The sequence below is a fragment of the Falsibacillus pallidus genome, assembly GCF_050990905.1.
Lineage (GTDB): Bacteria > Bacillota > Bacilli > Bacillales > DSM-25281 > Falsibacillus > Falsibacillus pallidus_A.
Map to the genome: position 1 here is coordinate 1,524,182 of NZ_CP158866.1, position 15,439 is coordinate 1,539,620.

Genomic DNA, 15,439 nt, shown 5'->3' on the forward strand with positions numbered 1-15,439 from the left:
TTTCAACAAGAACTCATTGACTCAATAAGGAGGTGAACAGAATGGCAGGAGATGTCCTCTCCCAGAATGAAATTGATGCCCTGTTATCCGCGCTTTCCACTGGAGAGATGAATGCGGATGAATTGAAGAAAGAAGAGGAACAAAGGAAAGTCAGAGTCTATGATTTTAAAAGGGCACTTCGGTTTTCAAAAGACCAGATTCGAAGCTTGACTCGGATTCATGAAAACTTTGCGAGATTATTAACGACGATGTTTTCCGCACAGTTGAGAAATTTCGTGCAGATCACCGTTGCATCGACAGACCAGATTCCTTATGAAGAATTCATTCGGTCGATTCCGAAAATGACCATTTTGAATGTATTTGATGTTCCTCCACTTGATGGACACATCTTAATGGAAGTGAATCCGAACATAGCTTATGCCATGATCGATCGAGTCATGGGCGGTGCAGGTGCGAGCGTCAATAAAGTAGAAAACCTTACTGAAATTGAAACTAAAATCATGACGAACCTATTTGAAAAAGCTTTTGAGAATTACCAGGAAGCTTGGGGAAATGTCACCCAAATTGATCCGATTCTTTCAGAATTTGAAGTGAATCCTCAATTTTTGCAAATGGTATCCCCGAATGAAACGGTTGTCGTCATTTCTATGAACACAACGATAGGCGACACAAGTGGAATGATCAATATCTGTATTCCGCACGTTGTTCTTGAACCAATCATTCCTAAGCTTTCTGTTCATTATTGGATGCAGAACCAAAAGAAAGAAAGAAAGTCTGGAGAGGTTGAAAGGCTCGAGGAGCGCTTGAAGGATGCCATTGTACCAGTTGTGGCGGAACTCGGAGATGCCGGTATAACAGTTGAGGATTTTCTTATGCTTGGAGTTGGCGACATCATTGAACTTCAGCAAAAAATTGATGAACCTCTGACAATCAAAGTAGGAACAAGCCCTAAATTCACTGCCCAGCCTGGAAAAATGAATAAAAAACTCGCTGTACAGATATTAGACACCTTGAAGGGGGGAGAAGAAGATGATGAGTGATGACATGCTCTCACAAGATGAAATTGATGCGCTTCTTCGGGGAACAGCAGATATAGAAGAGGAAGTATCTGAAGAAAAAACATTAAACGACGAAGACTATCTTACTTCCATGGAAAAGGATGCTTTAGGCGAAATTGGAAATATCTCGTTTGGCAGTTCAGCAACTGCCTTATCAACTCTATTGAATCAAAAAGTAGAAATTACTACACCGACTGTCACAGTAATAGATAAAAGCAGGCTGTCGGAAGAGTTCCCTCATCCTTATGTTGCAATTGAAGTGGAATATACAGAGGGATTCTCAGGGACTAACCTTCTCGTTATTAAGCAGTCTGATGCAGCTATTATTGCAGATTTGATGCTTGGCGGAGACGGAACAAATCCTGATCAATTAATGGGAGACATTCAACTTAGTGCTGTCCAGGAAGCCATGAATCAAATGATGGGTTCAGCTGCCACTTCCATGTCAACTGTCTTCAGCAAGAAGGTGGATATTTCTCCTCCGACAATCGATTTGTTAAATATAGAAAATGGACAAGGGACTGAATCCCTGCCAAAACAGGCATTACTCTCTAAAATATCCTTCCGTTTGAAGATCGGCAGTTTAATAGATTCGAGCATCATGCAGCTCCTGCCTCTTGAATTTGCCAAAAGCCTTGTGGATGAATTGATGAATCCTGCGCCAGCTGCTCCGGAGCCAGCGGTTGAAATGCATATGAATCAGCCTTCAAGCGAGCCTGTTCAGCAGACATCCATTCAGTCTTATCAAGAGGCGCCTTATCATGCTCCTGCCCAACAAGGGAATGTGCAAGCACCGCCTGCCGCTTATCAAAATCATCAAGAATATCAGCAGCCAAGCGCACAGCCGCAGCACTTTGGCGGTTACGCATCAGGAGCACAGGCGATGCCGAATGTACAGCCTGCCATGTTCTCTAATTTTGAACAGGCCCCTGTCAGCAGCCAGGAACCGAAGAACCTCAACATGCTGATGGATATTCCTCTCCAGGTCACGGTTGAACTGGGAAGAACAAACCGCTCCGTCAAAGATATTTTGGAGCTGACTTCCGGTTCGATCATCGAGCTTGATAAGCTTGCCGGGGAGCCTGTAGATATTCTTGTAAACAGCAGGCTCATCGCTAAAGGGGAAGTCGTAGTCATTGATGAAAACTTTGGTGTGAGAATCACGGATATTGTCAGTCAGAGAGATCGTATACAAAAATTAAAATAGAGAGTCTATGGAGGTAGTTTTTGATGGGTAACCGTATTTTAATTGTTGATGATGCAGCATTTATGAGAATGATGATTAAAGATATTTTGACTAAGAATGGCTTTGAAGTAGTAGCTGAAGCAGCTGATGGATCGCAGGCAGTCGAAAAATACAAAGAGCTGAAACCTGATTTAGTCACGATGGATATTACAATGCCTGAAATGGATGGAATCACTGCTTTGAAAGAAATCAAAAAAATTGATGGAAGTGCAAAAATCATCATGTGTTCAGCCATGGGCCAGCAGGCAATGGTCATTGATGCGATTCAGGCCGGAGCAAAGGATTTTATTGTAAAGCCATTCCAAGCAGACAGGGTAATCGAAGCAATTCAAAAAACATTGGCATAATTAAAAAGGAATGCAGACAAATGTCATGAATGGCAGGTTTATTAATTCCAATTGGCTTTGTCTGCAAACCGCAAGAGTCAGAATTAAAGAAGGTGTCGCACCATTGGCGAAAATAGCAAAGATTGCAATTGTTCTATTCATTTTTCTAATGTCCAGTCAATCAAGTGAGCAATTTGCATTTGCGGAAATTTCACATCAAACAGTAAAAGATTGTATTGGAAAAGATTGCGGAAGCAGCACTGGAAAAGAGGAGAAAAGCATCACCAATAAAAACGAACCGGCCTCTGAATCTCCTTCACCGATGATTACCATCTGGGATTTCATTAAAATGATTTTCGCATTATTGTTTGTTATTGCACTTTTATATGGATTATTGAAGTTTATCAATAAGCGGAGCAAAAATTTTCAGCAATCCAAGATGGTAGAGAATCTTGGCGGAACATCTCTCGGTGGGAATCGTTCAGTTCAATTGGTCAAGGTGAATGGCCGCATCTTAATCCTTGGTGTAGGTGAGAATATCCAGTTATTAAAAGACATTGATTCTAAAGAGGAATTTGAAGAATTGATGGCACATTTCAATGAAAGAAGCGAAGGCAGAACACAGCCGGTCGATTTCGTTGCAAAATGGATTGCTTCTTTCACAAAAAATAATGAATCAGTTGAGCAGCCGAATTCTTCGTTTCAGCACATGCTGAAAGAGCAAATGATGGAGTTGAGGAAAGGGCGAAAGAAAGTTCTGGATGAAATGGATAAAAAGGAGCAGGAGTAAATGAATGATTTCATGCAATATTTCAATAGCAGCGCACCTGATGATGTATCAACTGCTGTCAAGCTACTATTAGTATTGACTGTTCTTTCTTTGGCTCCGAGCATTTTGATTTTGATGACTTGTTTTACAAGGATCATCATTGTTTTATCATTTGTCAGAACGTCTCTTGCCACTCAGCAGATGCCGCCGAACCAGGTGCTGGTAGGACTTTCCTTATTCTTGACTTTCTTTATCATGGCTCCGACTTTCAGCCAGGTAAACGAGCAGGCACTGACTCCTTTATTTGATGGGAAAATTAATCTGGAAGAAGCGTATGATAAAGCTTCTGTGCCATTTAAAGAGTTCATGAGCGAACATACAAGGCAAAAGGACCTTCAGCTGTTTCTTGACTATTCACATGCCAAACAGCCGAAAACCATTCAGGACATCCCTTTGACAACATTGGTCCCTGCATACGCCATCAGTGAAATCAAAACGGCTTTCCAAATAGGGTTCATGATTTTTATCCCATTTTTAGTGATAGATATGGTTGTGGCGAGTGTCCTCATGTCGATGGGGATGATGATGCTTCCGCCGGTCATGATTTCCTTGCCATTTAAAATCCTTTTGTTTGTTTTGGTCGATGGCTGGTACTTAGTCGTTAAATCGCTGTTAGAGAGTTTTTAAGAAATGGGTGAATCATCATGAATGAAGAAATGGTCATATCCATTGCAGAAAGAGGGATCTATACCACCTTGATCGTCACAGGTCCACTCCTCCTGCTGGCATTGGCAGTCGGTCTGATTGTCAGTATATTTCAGGCCACTACACAAATTCAGGAACAGACATTGGCGTTTATTCCAAAGATTGTTGCGGTCCTCATAGGAGTCGTTTTTTTTGGTCCATGGATGCTGAGCCATCTATTATCCTATGCAAAAGAAATATTCACTAATTTAAATAGATTTGTAGGATAGCTGAATGGATCAATTGCTCCCTAAGATATCCGTTTTTTTATTAGTATTCGTCAGGGTCTCGACTTTTTTTGTAACAATGCCCCTATTTTCCTATAGGACCATACCTGCTCAGCATCGAATTGGACTTGCTTTCTTTCTTGCCTGGATCATGTACTATACCGTGGATGCGCCTGCGCTTGAAATCAATGGACTGTATATTCTGCTGATCATAAAAGAAGCTTTGGTCGGCTTGCTTATCGGATTTGCTGCCTACATGGTGATGGCGGCCATCCAGATTGCCGGGGGATTCATCGATTTTCAGATGGGATTCGCAATCGCAAATGTCATTGATCCCCAGACAGGGGCGCAAAGTCCGCTGATGGGACAATATCTTTATACGTTTTCACTATTGCTGCTGCTGACCCTTGATGGCCATCATCTGATACTCGACGGAATTTATTACAGCTACCAATTCATCCCGCTTGATCAGCCATGGCTGAATTTTGGGAGCAGCCATTTGCTCGAATATATGATCCGCGCATTTGGTTCTATGTTTGTCATCGCATTTCAAATGTCCATTCCAATCGTTGCCTGTCTGTTCCTTGTGGATACAGCCCTGGGCATTGTGGCACGGACTGTCCCGCAGCTGAATATTTTTGTTGTCGGTTTTCCGATTAAAATCGGGGTCAGCTTCATCGTCCTGATTATAGTTTTTGGAGTCATGATGACAGTTGTTGAAGGCCTGTTCGGAACGATGTTGAATACCATGAGGAATGTAATGGAACTGGTAGGTGGTACAAAATGAAGCAATTGATTCTCGACCTTCAATTCTTTTCAGGTGAAAAGACTGAAAAGGCTACACCGAAGAAAAGGGAAGATGCAAAAAAGAAAGGACAAACAGCAAAGAGCCAGGATGTCAGTACTTCTGTCATCATGCTTGCTGTATTTTCATTTCTGCTGTTTGGTTCATCTTACATTGCGAAGAATGTGTATCATCTGTTTACCCATTCTTTTCAAACTTATATGCTGATGGATTTGACGGAAAGCAATATTAAAGTTGTCATGCTTGAAGTCCTGAAGGAAACAGCGTTCCTGCTTGGACCTGTGATGCTTGTTGCTTTACTGGCGGGTCTTGCAGCGAATTATGCCCAAGTCGGAATCATGTTCACTTCAGAACCACTCATGCCGAAATTGGAAAAACTTGACCCGATTAAAGGATTCAAGAGGATTTTTTCATTAAGGGCAATTGTTGAACTTTTTAAATCCATCCTAAAGATATCGTTTGTAGGAGCAGTGACTTTTTTTGTTTTATGGTCAAAGATCGATGTCGTGCTTGGTTTATCTTTCAAATCAACAGGTGATATCGCAAAGACAATGGGGTCACTTGCAATCCAGATGGGAATTGCTGCTTCCATAGCTCTGCTTTTCTTATCCATCTTGGATTATCTCTATCAAAAATATGATTTTGAAAAAAGCATAAGGATGTCAAAGCAAGATATCAAAGATGAACATAAAAACACGGAGGGAGATCCCCTCATCAAATCAAAAATCAAACAACGGCAGCGCGAAATGGCTATGAGAAGGATGATGCAGGAAGTGCCTCAGGCGGATGTTGTCATCACCAATCCAACGCACTATGCCATTGCATTGAAATACGATGATTCAAAAATGGATGCTCCATACGTCATTGCTAAAGGCGTAGATTTCATGGCGCAGAAAATAAAATTGATCGCGAAAGAAAATGAAGTGATAGCTGTAGAAAATCGACCACTCGCAAGGGCTCTGTACGACCAGGCTGAAATCGGCCAGGCAGTACCGGAGGATTTCTTTAAGGCTGTAGCAGAAATATTAGCCTATGTGTATAGAATCAAAAATAAAATCTAGCAACCTAGTTGTTCTTAAGTAAGGAGAGAAAATAAATGTCAGCAAGAGATATTTCTGTATTGCTCAGTGTCATCCTGATTGTTGCCATGTTAATCATACCGCTGCCAACGTGGATGTTGAGCGTTTTAATCATCATTAACATTTCTCTCGCATTACTTGTGCTGCTTACCTCCATGAATATGCAGGAGCCATTGCAGTTCTCCATATTCCCGTCATTGCTGCTCCTTCTTACCCTTTTTCGACTGGGGCTGAATGTTTCGACAACGAGGTCTATTCTAAGTAAAGGTGAAGCAGGCGGCGTTGTCGAAACATTTGGAACGTTTGTTGTCGGCGGAAATGTACTAGTCGGATTAGTGGTATTCCTTATCTTAATCATCATTCAATTTGTGGTCATAACAAAAGGGGCTGAGCGTGTTTCCGAAGTTGCAGCACGCTTTACCCTCGATGCAATGCCAGGAAAACAGATGAGCATTGATGCCGATTTGAATGCAGGCATGATTTCAGAGCACGATGCAAGACAGCGCAGGGAAAAAGTCGGAAGGGAAGCTGACTTTTATGGAGCGATGGATGGTGCCAGTAAATTTGTAAAAGGGGATGCCATTGCTGGAATCATCATTGTTATCATCAACCTCATTTTCGGGATTATCATCGGTATGACCCAGCAAGGACTTGGAATTGCTGATGCGGCTACCCATTATTCACTAATGACGGTAGGGGATGGGATCGTTTCTCAAGTCCCTGCACTGCTGATTTCCACGGCGACGGGAATTGTGGTCACAAGAGCGGCGTCAGACGGAAATCTTGGTTCCGATATCGTTTCCCAGCTAATGGCCTATCCGAAGATGCTTTATATTGCCGGAGGAACAATCTTTTTACTGGGGATTGCAACCCCGATCAATGATATATTGACCATTCCGGTTGCGGCGGGTTTGACTATCGGGGGATTGATGCTCTCGAGGGTTCCAAAAAATGATCCGGCTGAAGAACTGATCAGTGATGAAGAAATTGAAAAAGATGAAATGAAAAGTCCTGAAAGTGTCGTTAATCTACTGAATGTCGATCCGATTGAATTTGAATTTGGCTATGGATTGATTCCGTTGGCGGATGCAAACCAAGGCGGAGATCTATTGGATCGAATCGTCATGATCAGAAGGCAGCTGGCTCTTGAACTAGGACTTGTGATTCCGGTTGTGCGGATCAGGGATAATATCCAACTACAGCCGAATGAATACCGGTTAAAGATCAAAGGGAACGAACTGGCAAGGGGAGAACTGCTTTTGGATCATTATCTCGCAATGAGCCCTGGCGGAGATGATGATGCAATTGAAGGAATCGATACATTCGAACCCTCATTTGGACTCCCGGCAAAATGGATCACAGAAGAAACGAAGGAACAGGCAGAGATATTCGGCTACACAGTTGTAGACCCTCCATCGGTTGTATCAACGCATATAACGGAAACAATCCGCTCCCATGCCCATGACCTGCTCGGCAGACAGGAGACCAAGCAGCTGATCGATCACCTTAAGGAAAGCTATCCGATCCTTGTGGAAGAAGTTACGCCATCTCCATTATCTATTGGAGAAGTCCAAAAAGTGCTGGCCAAATTGCTTAAAGAAAATGTATCCATCCGCAATCTGCCTGTCATTTTTGAGACGCTTGCCGATTACGGACGAATGAGCTCGGACACTGATCTTTTGACGGAATATGTAAGGCAGTCCCTCGCCAGGCAGATTACAGCACAATATGCTGATCAGGGATCACAACTGAAAGTTCTTACATTATCGGGAAGAATCGAAAAAATGATTGCAGAAGGGGTCCAGCAGACGGAGCATGGCAATTATTTATCCTTGGATCCTAATGACTCCCAGCGGATCCTTGAATCCATTGCCAATCAAATTGAACAGCTTTCGCTTATGGAACAGTCTGCCATCATCCTTTGTTCTCCAGCTGTAAGGATGTATGTTCGACAAATGACTGAAAGATATTTTCCTCAAGTTCCAATTCTATCCTATAATGAATTAGAAGCGAATGTGGAAGTACAGAGTGTTGGGGTGGTGAATGTTGAGTGAAAGTGAAAAAATATATTGCTCCTTCCATGAATGAAGCCATGAATAAAGTCCGTGTTGATTTAGGGGACGAAGCGGTGATTTTAAACTCAAAGCTTGTTTATTCCGGCGGATTCCTGGGGCTCTTCAAAAAGAAGAATATTGAAGTCATCGCTGCTGTCGATCCTAATACAGTCAAGACTCCAATTGAAGCCAAAGGGAGGTTGGAACAGGTTGAACGTCAGCCAAAGAAAGCATTCGATTCAATCCAGCCTATCCCTGAAAAGACAAGCATCATGGAAAAGGAAATGGAAGAATTAAAGAATATGATTTTAAAGCTCTCCAGTCAAAGCATGCCTGAAATGAATCAATATCCGGAAGATATTAGAATCATCCTGAGCCATTTATATACACAGGAAATCGAAGGGCAGATCGTTTCTGAATTAGGAGAAGTGCTTCTTCACAAGTGGAGGGAGACAAAAGATCCTGTCACGCGGGAACAGATAAATGCATGGACACAGACGAAATTGTTGGAAGAGATCTCATCCGTTGAGTTTGGCGGAATAAGCTATACTAAAAAATTCATTAATGTCATTGGACCGACGGGTGTAGGGAAAACAACAACTCTTGCGAAGATAGCCGCAAATGCTGTTCTGAATAATAGAAAAAAGATTGCCTTCATCACGACAGATACATACCGGATAGCAGCAATCGAACAACTTAAAACGTATGGAAATCTACTGAATGTTCCTGTTGAAGTGGTATACAAGCTTGCTGATTTCAAACAGGCCGTTGAAAAATTCAAGGAGTACGATCTTATTTTCATTGATACTGCTGGACGGAATTATCAAGATGAAAAGTATGTGAAGGAATTACGCGAAGTCATAGACTTTGATTCTCAAATGGAAACGTTCCTGGTGTTGACGATGACGGCTAAACAGAGGGACTTGGAGAATATGATCAATCAATTCAAAGCGATTCCGATAGACAAATTCATTTTTACGAAGCTAGACGAAACCTCCTCATATGGAATGATGATCAACTTGATTAAAAAATATGAAATTGGCGGGGCCTACTTAACAATGGGGCAGGATGTCCCGGATGATATTGTTGAGGCAGACCAAAACAAAATCATTGATTACGTCATAAAAGGTAATCAACCATGAATGATCAAGCGGCAAGATTAAGAGAGAGAATGATGAAGGCAGAACAGACAGGGAAATCGGCGAAAACCATTGCCATTGTGAGCGGCAAAGGCGGTGTTGGGAAATCGAATATTTCTGTCAATTTCGGGTTGAAGCTGGCGTCGCAGGGCCATAAAGTCCTCTTGGTAGATATGGATATAGGTATGGGAAACATTCATCTGCTTTTAGGAACTTCTGCAGAACGAAGCATTGTGGATTATATGCTTGACGACATTGATATTGAGGATGTAAAAGTCAGAGCTTCCGATCATTTCACCTGTATTTCTGGAGGAAACGGATTGTCCAGCTTCTTCGAAATGGATCAAAATGCACTAAATAAATTATTGAGAGCCATGGAACTGCTTCAAAAAGAATATGACTATATTCTTTTTGATATGGGGGCAGGAGCCACAAATATGTCGCTTCAATTCCTTCTTTCCGTTGATGACATCATAGTGGTTACGACCCCGGAACCGACGTCGGTTACAGATGCTTACTCAATGATCAAGTTCATGGCACAGAAAGACATGGGACTTCGTTTTTCAATCATCTGCAATCGGGTGGAAACAGAATCAGAAGGACGGGAAACCATGAAGAGATTGAGGCTGGCTGCCGAAAAATTCCTTGAAGTGGATGTACGTCCGCTGGGCATGCTGCCTGAAGATTCCCATGTCAAAAAAAGTGTCCTTAAACAGAGGCCATTCACACTTGAGTTTCCGCATTCCAAAGCTGCTCAATCTTTCATCGTGATTATTCAGAATTTTTTGTCCCGGGAAAGTGCCGGGCAAAACACAATGCAAAAAGCCGGCTTTCTATCAAAACTAAAACATCTATTGTTTGAAAGGCAGGGAAATCTATGAATCAAACGATCAGTGTTCTTGTAGTAGATGATTCGGCCTTCATGCGGAAATTAATCATTAATTTTTTAGAAGAGGATCCGGCCATAACGGTTGCAGGGTTTGCCCGCAACGGAGAGGACGCTCTTAAAAAAGCCAAAAAGCTCCGTCCGGACGTCATCACTCTTGATGTCGAAATGCCGATCTTAAACGGGCTTGATGCACTGAAGCAGATCATGGATGAAATCCCGACGCCTGTCGTCATGCTTTCCAGCTTGACGGAACATGGGACAAACCAGACCATGGAGGCTATGGAAAACGGTGCAGTGGATTTTGTTGCAAAGCCTTCCGGGACGATTTCGCTTGACTTGCATAAAATCAAGGATGAGCTGCTTCAAAAGGTCCATTCAGCGAGCAGGGTTTCTGTTTCAAAACTGAAATATAAACCGGTTGAAAAAAAGAAAAAGGAAATTCAAGCAGAGATGCCTGCTGAAGCATTGGCGGGTATTATTCACAAAAAAGCCTCCAATTTTCAGCAGGCAAAATGGAACTTTAATAATCCGAAATTAATCTGCATCGGTACATCCACCGGGGGACCAAGAGCGCTTCAAGAGGTATTGTCCCATTTCCCTGCGGATATTAAGGCTCCGATTTTGGTTGTTCAGCATATGCCGGCGGGATTTACTAAATCTTTGGCGGCAAGACTGAACCAGCTCTGTGAAATTTCTGTGAAAGAAGCGGAAGATGGAGAGATCATCAAGCAGGGAGTAGCGTATATCGCACCTGGTGGTTTTCATTTAAATGTAAGAAGGATCGGTACAAGCCTTGCCATCCATTTAAGTGAAGCACCGCCTCGCAGTGGACACCGCCCTTCTGTAGATGTAATGCTCGAATCAGTAAGCGAGATTCCTAATTACGACAAAATTTGCGTCATTATGACAGGAATGGGTTCTGATGGAGCGAAAGGTTTGGTAAAATTAAAAGAAAATGGAAATTCCAGAGCGATTGCGGAGTCTCAAAATACTTGCATCGTATTTGGAATGCCAAAAGCTGCAATCGGAACCAACTTGGTTGATGATGTAGAAGATCTCGGCCAGATTGCTTATTCTGTTATGAAGTATATGCCATAGAGGGGTGTGGGGAAAAATGGAAATGAATCAATATTTAGAAGTGTTTATAGAAGAAAGCAGAGAGCATTTACAGTCCTGCAATGAAAATATTTTAGCGCTGGAAAAGAAGCCTGATGATCTTTCAATTGTGAATGAGATTTTCCGTTCCGCTCACACATTAAAAGGGATGTCTGCAACAATGGGCTATGAAGATATCGCCCACTTGACACATGTGATGGAAAACGTCCTGGATGCAATCCGCAATGAAAAAATCACGGTGACGCCTGAATTGTTTGATGTCGTTTTTCTTTCCATTGATGCCCTTGAATCCATGGTGGAATCCATTGCTGCCGGCGGGGATGGAAAAAGAGATATACAGGAAATAGCACTGAAACTCCAGATGATCGAAGATGGAAAAGCAATCAGCCAATCAGATGCAAGTGCCGAAGCTGCGGCTGCTGTGGCAGAACCACTTGAAGCAAATAAACCGAAAACTCAATACGATCAGTTTGAACAGACCGTCATTAAGCAGTCAAAAGATCAGGGGTTTGAGTGCGTTGAAATAACCGTTTCTTTACGCCCTGACTGCCTCTTAAAAGCTGCAAGGGTATTCATGGTATTCGAAGTCCTTGAGAAATGCGGAGAAGTCATTAAATCAAATCCTTCAGTTGAGAAATTGGAAGAAGAACAATTTGACCAGCATTTCACAGTCACTCTGATAACGAAAGAGAGTGCATCTGACCTGCATAGCAAGATAATGAAAGTTTCAGAAGTGGACGAAGTTGAAATTTCTGCTTTTACATTCGATAAGTCTACAGATGAAGTAAAAGAAGACGTGAAAATACCTGAAGGACCAGCAGGGTCAACAGAAAAAAAACAGCCTGCAGCAGAATCAACCCAACAGAATTCTGGGAAACAGGCGGCTGGGAATAAAACGATCCGTGTCAGCATTGATCGCTTGGACAGCCTGATGAACCTCTTTGAAGAACTTGTGATTGACAGGGGACGACTTGAACAGATCTCCCGTGAATTGGACCATTCTGAATTACATGAAACAGTTGAGAGGATGTCTCGTATATCAGGGGACTTGCAAAATATCATTTTGAATATGAGGATGGTCCCGGTTGAAACGGTTTTCAATCGATTCCCTAGAATGGTAAGGCAATTAGCGAGGGATCTAAATAAAGTAATCAATTTAGAAATCATCGGTGCAGAGACAGAACTCGACCGCACAGTGATTGATGAAATTGGAGACCCGCTGGTGCATCTGCTTCGAAATGCAATGGATCATGGAATTGAGACCCCGGATATTCGAAAAGCAAAAGGAAAGCCTGAGGAAGGGACTATCCTGTTAAAGGCTTTCCATAGTGGCAACCATGTATTTATTGAAATAGAAGACGACGGCGCAGGAATCAGCCGTGACAAGGTATTGGAAAAGGCCATATCTAGAGGGATTGTATCAGAACAGACAGCACATACGCTGACAGACAAACAAGTTTATGAACTTATTTTTGCTTCTGGTTTTTCGACTGCCGAAACCATTTCTGATATCTCTGGCCGTGGTGTCGGCTTGGATGTTGTAAAGTCTACAATTGAATCTTTAGGAGGAAGCATCACAATCGATTCGACAGAAGGAAGCGGATCTATTTTCTCCATTCAGCTGCCGCTCACTCTATCAATCATATCAGTCATGCTTGTCGAGCTGGCGATGGAAAAGTATGCTATCCCGCTCTCTTCCATCATCGAGACAGCCATCATCAGAAAGTCTGAGATCATGAATGCCCATAATCAAAAAGTAATAGATTTCCGTGGTCGTGTAGTTCCGATCGTTCAATTAAAAGAAGTATTTGAAGTGCCAGGGGAAGAAGATGAAAGTGAATTCATGTCTCTCGTCATCGTTAGAAAAGGAGATAAAATGGCTGCCCTTGTTGTAGATTCCTTTATTGGCCAGCAGGAAGTCGTGCTTAAATCTCTAGGAAACTATTTAACGAATGTTTTTGCCATTTCCGGCGCTACCATTCTTGGAGATGGACAAGTTGCTTTGATTCTAGACTGCAATGCTTTAATTAAATAGGAAATGAGGATGATTGAGATGAGTGAAATACTAATTGATTCACCTTCCCAGGTAAAAGTAATCGTTTTTCAATTAGCCGATAAGGAATATGCCATCCCTGTCGGCCAAGTTCGATCTATAGAAAAGATGCAGCATATTACACGTGTTCCAAAGACAAACGATTTCGTCAAGGGAGTCATCAATCTCCGGGGTGTAGTGACCCCAATCATCGATTTGAATGAAAGGTTTAGCCTTGGCGAAACGGAATATTCAGAGAGTACGAGAATCATCATTGTGGCTCTGGATGAAATGGAAGTCGGCTTCATTGTAGATGCTGCCAATGATGTATTGGATTTGCCAGCAGACTCAATTGAACAGCAGCCGGAGGTAGTAGGAGCTTTGGAAGCCGAATACTTAAGCGGAGTCGCTAAACTCGATAAGAGATTATTGATCTTGATCAAACTCGAAAACGTGCTGAACCCTATTAGCTAAAGGAAGTTGAAAATGAACTATACGAATAGCATCACCAGTATGCATCTGGATGTATTGAGGGAAATAGGAAATATTGGTGCAGGGCATGCAGCAACAGCACTCTCCAAACTATTGAACCGGAAAGTGGATATGAAGGTCCCAGATGTAAGGATTGTAACATTTGATGAAATGATGGAATTGGCCGGCGGTGATGAAAATATTGTCGTCAGCGTATTTCTTCGGATTGAAGGGGATGCACCTGGGAATATGTTTTTCCTATTGCCTACTGATCAGGCGGCTGCATTCGTCCATCAATTGACCGGAGACAGCACAATCTCATTCGATCAACCTCCCTATTCGGAAATGGGCCTTTCTGCTATGCAGGAAATGGGAAATATCCTTTCAGGGTCTTATTTATCTTCTTTGGCGAATTTTACAAACTTGACTCTTGCGCCGTCAGTACCTGCTTTAAGCATTGATATGGCTGGAGCCATTGTCAGCTACGGGCTGATTGAACTTTCGCATAAAAGCGATTATGCAATCGTTATTGACACTTCTTTTAAAGACGCTGAGTCGGGTTTTGATTTTGGCTTCAATGGCCATTTTTTCCTTTTGCCTGATCCTGATTCTTTTGAAACCATTTTTCGATCATTAGGAGTTTCCCAAAATGGTTAGTGTGATGGAAGTAGTGAAGGTTGGTATTGCTGATATGAAAATAGCCGCTGTCCCTCAGACAATCCGGACATCGGGGCTTGGTTCCTGCGTCGGTGTGGTCATTTATGATGATTTCAAAAAGATTGCCGGGTTGCTCCATGTCATGCTGCCTGATTCCCGGCTGGGAAAGGGTGGAGGCGAGCTTAATAGAGCGAAATTCGCAGATACTGGAATCGAATATTTGCGTGAGAGCCTGCTGAAAAGCGGCTGTGATTCCCATCGTTTAAAAGCGAAGATTGCAGGTGGCTCCCAAATGTTCCACTTTTCATCTCAAAGTGATGTCATGCGGATTGGACCAAGGAATGCCGAGGCTGTTAAGAATGAGCTGCAAAAGTTTAAAATACCGCTCATTGCTGAGGATATTGGGGGAAGCAGCGGACGTACTATTGAATTTGACCCTGAAACATCCATTTTGCATGTGCGTACTGTGAATAAAGGAGCTGCAGAAATATAATGTTCGGATCTTTTGTCTGGAACTTGTGGTCTGCCATATTAGGTTTCACTCTCTTTTTTGCTTTATCAATAGCAAAACATACGCCTCCTTATGTAATGATTGGTTCGAGTATTTCAGCCTTCTTGTTTTTGCTGCTTGCATTTGTTTTTCGATTTTTAATTGGAGAAATTGCCGTTAGCCGAGGGGATGCTTCAGGGGATGAAACTGATACAGGACTTACAGAAGATGAAACCGGAGTGGACTTGGATTTCATAGATGAATTCGACGCTGAAAAGGCAGCGAATGTCATTAAAGATTTATTGAAGGAAGAATGAAATATTTAAAAAGGGGCGGG

General features: G+C 42.4%; 17 protein-coding genes. All 17 read left to right on the forward strand.

All coding sequences use genetic code 11. The features are described 5' to 3' along the window. Window positions 1–41: 41 nt before the first annotated feature. The 17 genes from fliM (at window position 42) to ABTV07_RS08165 (ending at window position 15,419) form a co-directional block, all read left to right on the forward strand. A complete protein-coding gene (gene fliM / locus ABTV07_RS08085; RefSeq protein WP_433749756.1) occupies window positions 42–1,040 on the forward strand; it encodes a flagellar motor switch protein FliM in 999 nt (332 codons plus the stop codon). After that, window positions 1,030–2,265 carry a flagellar motor switch phosphatase FliY gene (gene fliY / locus ABTV07_RS08090; protein WP_433749759.1) on the forward strand — a complete coding sequence of 412 codons (1,236 nt, stop codon included), beginning with the start codon at window positions 1,030–1,032 and terminating at the stop codon, window positions 2,263–2,265. Before fliM ends, fliY begins: the two co-directional genes overlap by 11 nt. 23 nt (window positions 2,266–2,288) lie before the next feature. Beyond that, the gene (locus ABTV07_RS08095) at window positions 2,289–2,651 is read left to right on the forward strand and encodes a response regulator (protein WP_433749762.1); all 363 of its coding nucleotides are present in this window, start codon (window positions 2,289–2,291) and stop codon (window positions 2,649–2,651) included. Between the two features lie 103 nt (window positions 2,652–2,754). After that, a complete protein-coding gene (locus tag ABTV07_RS08100; RefSeq protein ID WP_433749765.1) occupies window positions 2,755–3,420 on the forward strand; it encodes a flagellar biosynthetic protein FliO in 666 nt (221 codons plus the stop codon). Beyond that, window positions 3,421–4,086, forward strand: a complete 666-nt coding sequence (gene fliP, locus ABTV07_RS08105; RefSeq protein WP_433749768.1) for a flagellar type III secretion system pore protein FliP — start codon at window positions 3,421–3,423, stop codon at window positions 4,084–4,086. Window positions 4,087–4,103: 17 nt separating this feature from the next. Then, on the forward strand, window positions 4,104–4,373 hold the full coding sequence (gene fliQ / locus ABTV07_RS08110; RefSeq protein ID WP_433749771.1) for a flagellar biosynthesis protein FliQ: 270 nt from the start codon (window positions 4,104–4,106) through the stop codon (window positions 4,371–4,373). A gap of 4 nt (window positions 4,374–4,377) precedes the next feature. Beyond that, the gene (gene fliR / locus ABTV07_RS08115) at window positions 4,378–5,157 is read left to right on the forward strand and encodes a flagellar biosynthetic protein FliR (protein ID WP_433749774.1); all 780 of its coding nucleotides are present in this window, start codon (window positions 4,378–4,380) and stop codon (window positions 5,155–5,157) included. Beyond that, window positions 5,154–6,236 (forward strand): flagellar biosynthesis protein FlhB, encoded by a 1,083-nt coding sequence (gene flhB, locus ABTV07_RS08120; RefSeq protein ID WP_433749776.1) that lies wholly within the window; start codon window positions 5,154–5,156, stop codon window positions 6,234–6,236. The genes fliR and flhB overlap by 4 nt, the downstream gene beginning before the upstream one ends. A 35-nt stretch (window positions 6,237–6,271) precedes the next feature. Beyond that, window positions 6,272–8,308: a flagellar biosynthesis protein FlhA gene (gene flhA / locus ABTV07_RS08125; RefSeq protein ID WP_433749779.1), complete on the forward strand. Its 2,037-nt coding sequence runs from the start codon at window positions 6,272–6,274 to the stop codon at window positions 8,306–8,308. Next, window positions 8,305–9,450, forward strand: coding sequence for a flagellar biosynthesis protein FlhF (flhF, locus tag ABTV07_RS08130; RefSeq protein WP_433749781.1), 1,146 nt, complete (start codon window positions 8,305–8,307; stop codon window positions 9,448–9,450). The genes flhA and flhF overlap by 4 nt, the downstream gene beginning before the upstream one ends. Further along, window positions 9,447–10,328 (forward strand): MinD/ParA family protein, encoded by an 882-nt coding sequence (locus tag ABTV07_RS08135; RefSeq protein ID WP_433749784.1) that lies wholly within the window; start codon window positions 9,447–9,449, stop codon window positions 10,326–10,328. Before flhF ends, ABTV07_RS08135 begins: the two co-directional genes overlap by 4 nt. Further along, window positions 10,325–11,434, forward strand: coding sequence for a protein-glutamate methylesterase/protein-glutamine glutaminase (locus tag ABTV07_RS08140; protein ID WP_433749787.1), 1,110 nt, complete (start codon window positions 10,325–10,327; stop codon window positions 11,432–11,434). Before ABTV07_RS08135 ends, ABTV07_RS08140 begins: the two co-directional genes overlap by 4 nt. 16 nt (window positions 11,435–11,450) lie before the next feature. Further along, window positions 11,451–13,487 carry a chemotaxis protein CheW gene (locus ABTV07_RS08145; RefSeq protein WP_433749790.1) on the forward strand — a complete coding sequence of 679 codons (2,037 nt, stop codon included), beginning with the start codon at window positions 11,451–11,453 and terminating at the stop codon, window positions 13,485–13,487. Window positions 13,488–13,496: 9 nt separating this feature from the next. Beyond that, complete coding sequence (locus ABTV07_RS08150) at window positions 13,497–13,958, forward strand: chemotaxis protein CheW (protein ID WP_433749792.1); 462 nt, start codon at window positions 13,497–13,499, stop codon at window positions 13,956–13,958. Window positions 13,959–13,970: 12 nt separating this feature from the next. Next, window positions 13,971–14,612, forward strand: a complete 642-nt coding sequence (locus ABTV07_RS08155) for a chemotaxis protein CheC (RefSeq protein ID WP_433749795.1) — start codon at window positions 13,971–13,973, stop codon at window positions 14,610–14,612. Further along, the gene (locus ABTV07_RS08160) at window positions 14,605–15,105 is read left to right on the forward strand and encodes a chemotaxis protein CheD (protein ID WP_433749797.1); all 501 of its coding nucleotides are present in this window, start codon (window positions 14,605–14,607) and stop codon (window positions 15,103–15,105) included. The genes ABTV07_RS08155 and ABTV07_RS08160 overlap by 8 nt, the downstream gene beginning before the upstream one ends. Further along, window positions 15,105–15,419 (forward strand): hypothetical protein, encoded by a 315-nt coding sequence (locus tag ABTV07_RS08165; protein WP_433749799.1) that lies wholly within the window; start codon window positions 15,105–15,107, stop codon window positions 15,417–15,419. The genes ABTV07_RS08160 and ABTV07_RS08165 overlap by 1 nt, the downstream gene beginning before the upstream one ends. Window positions 15,420–15,439: the final 20 nt, after the last annotated feature.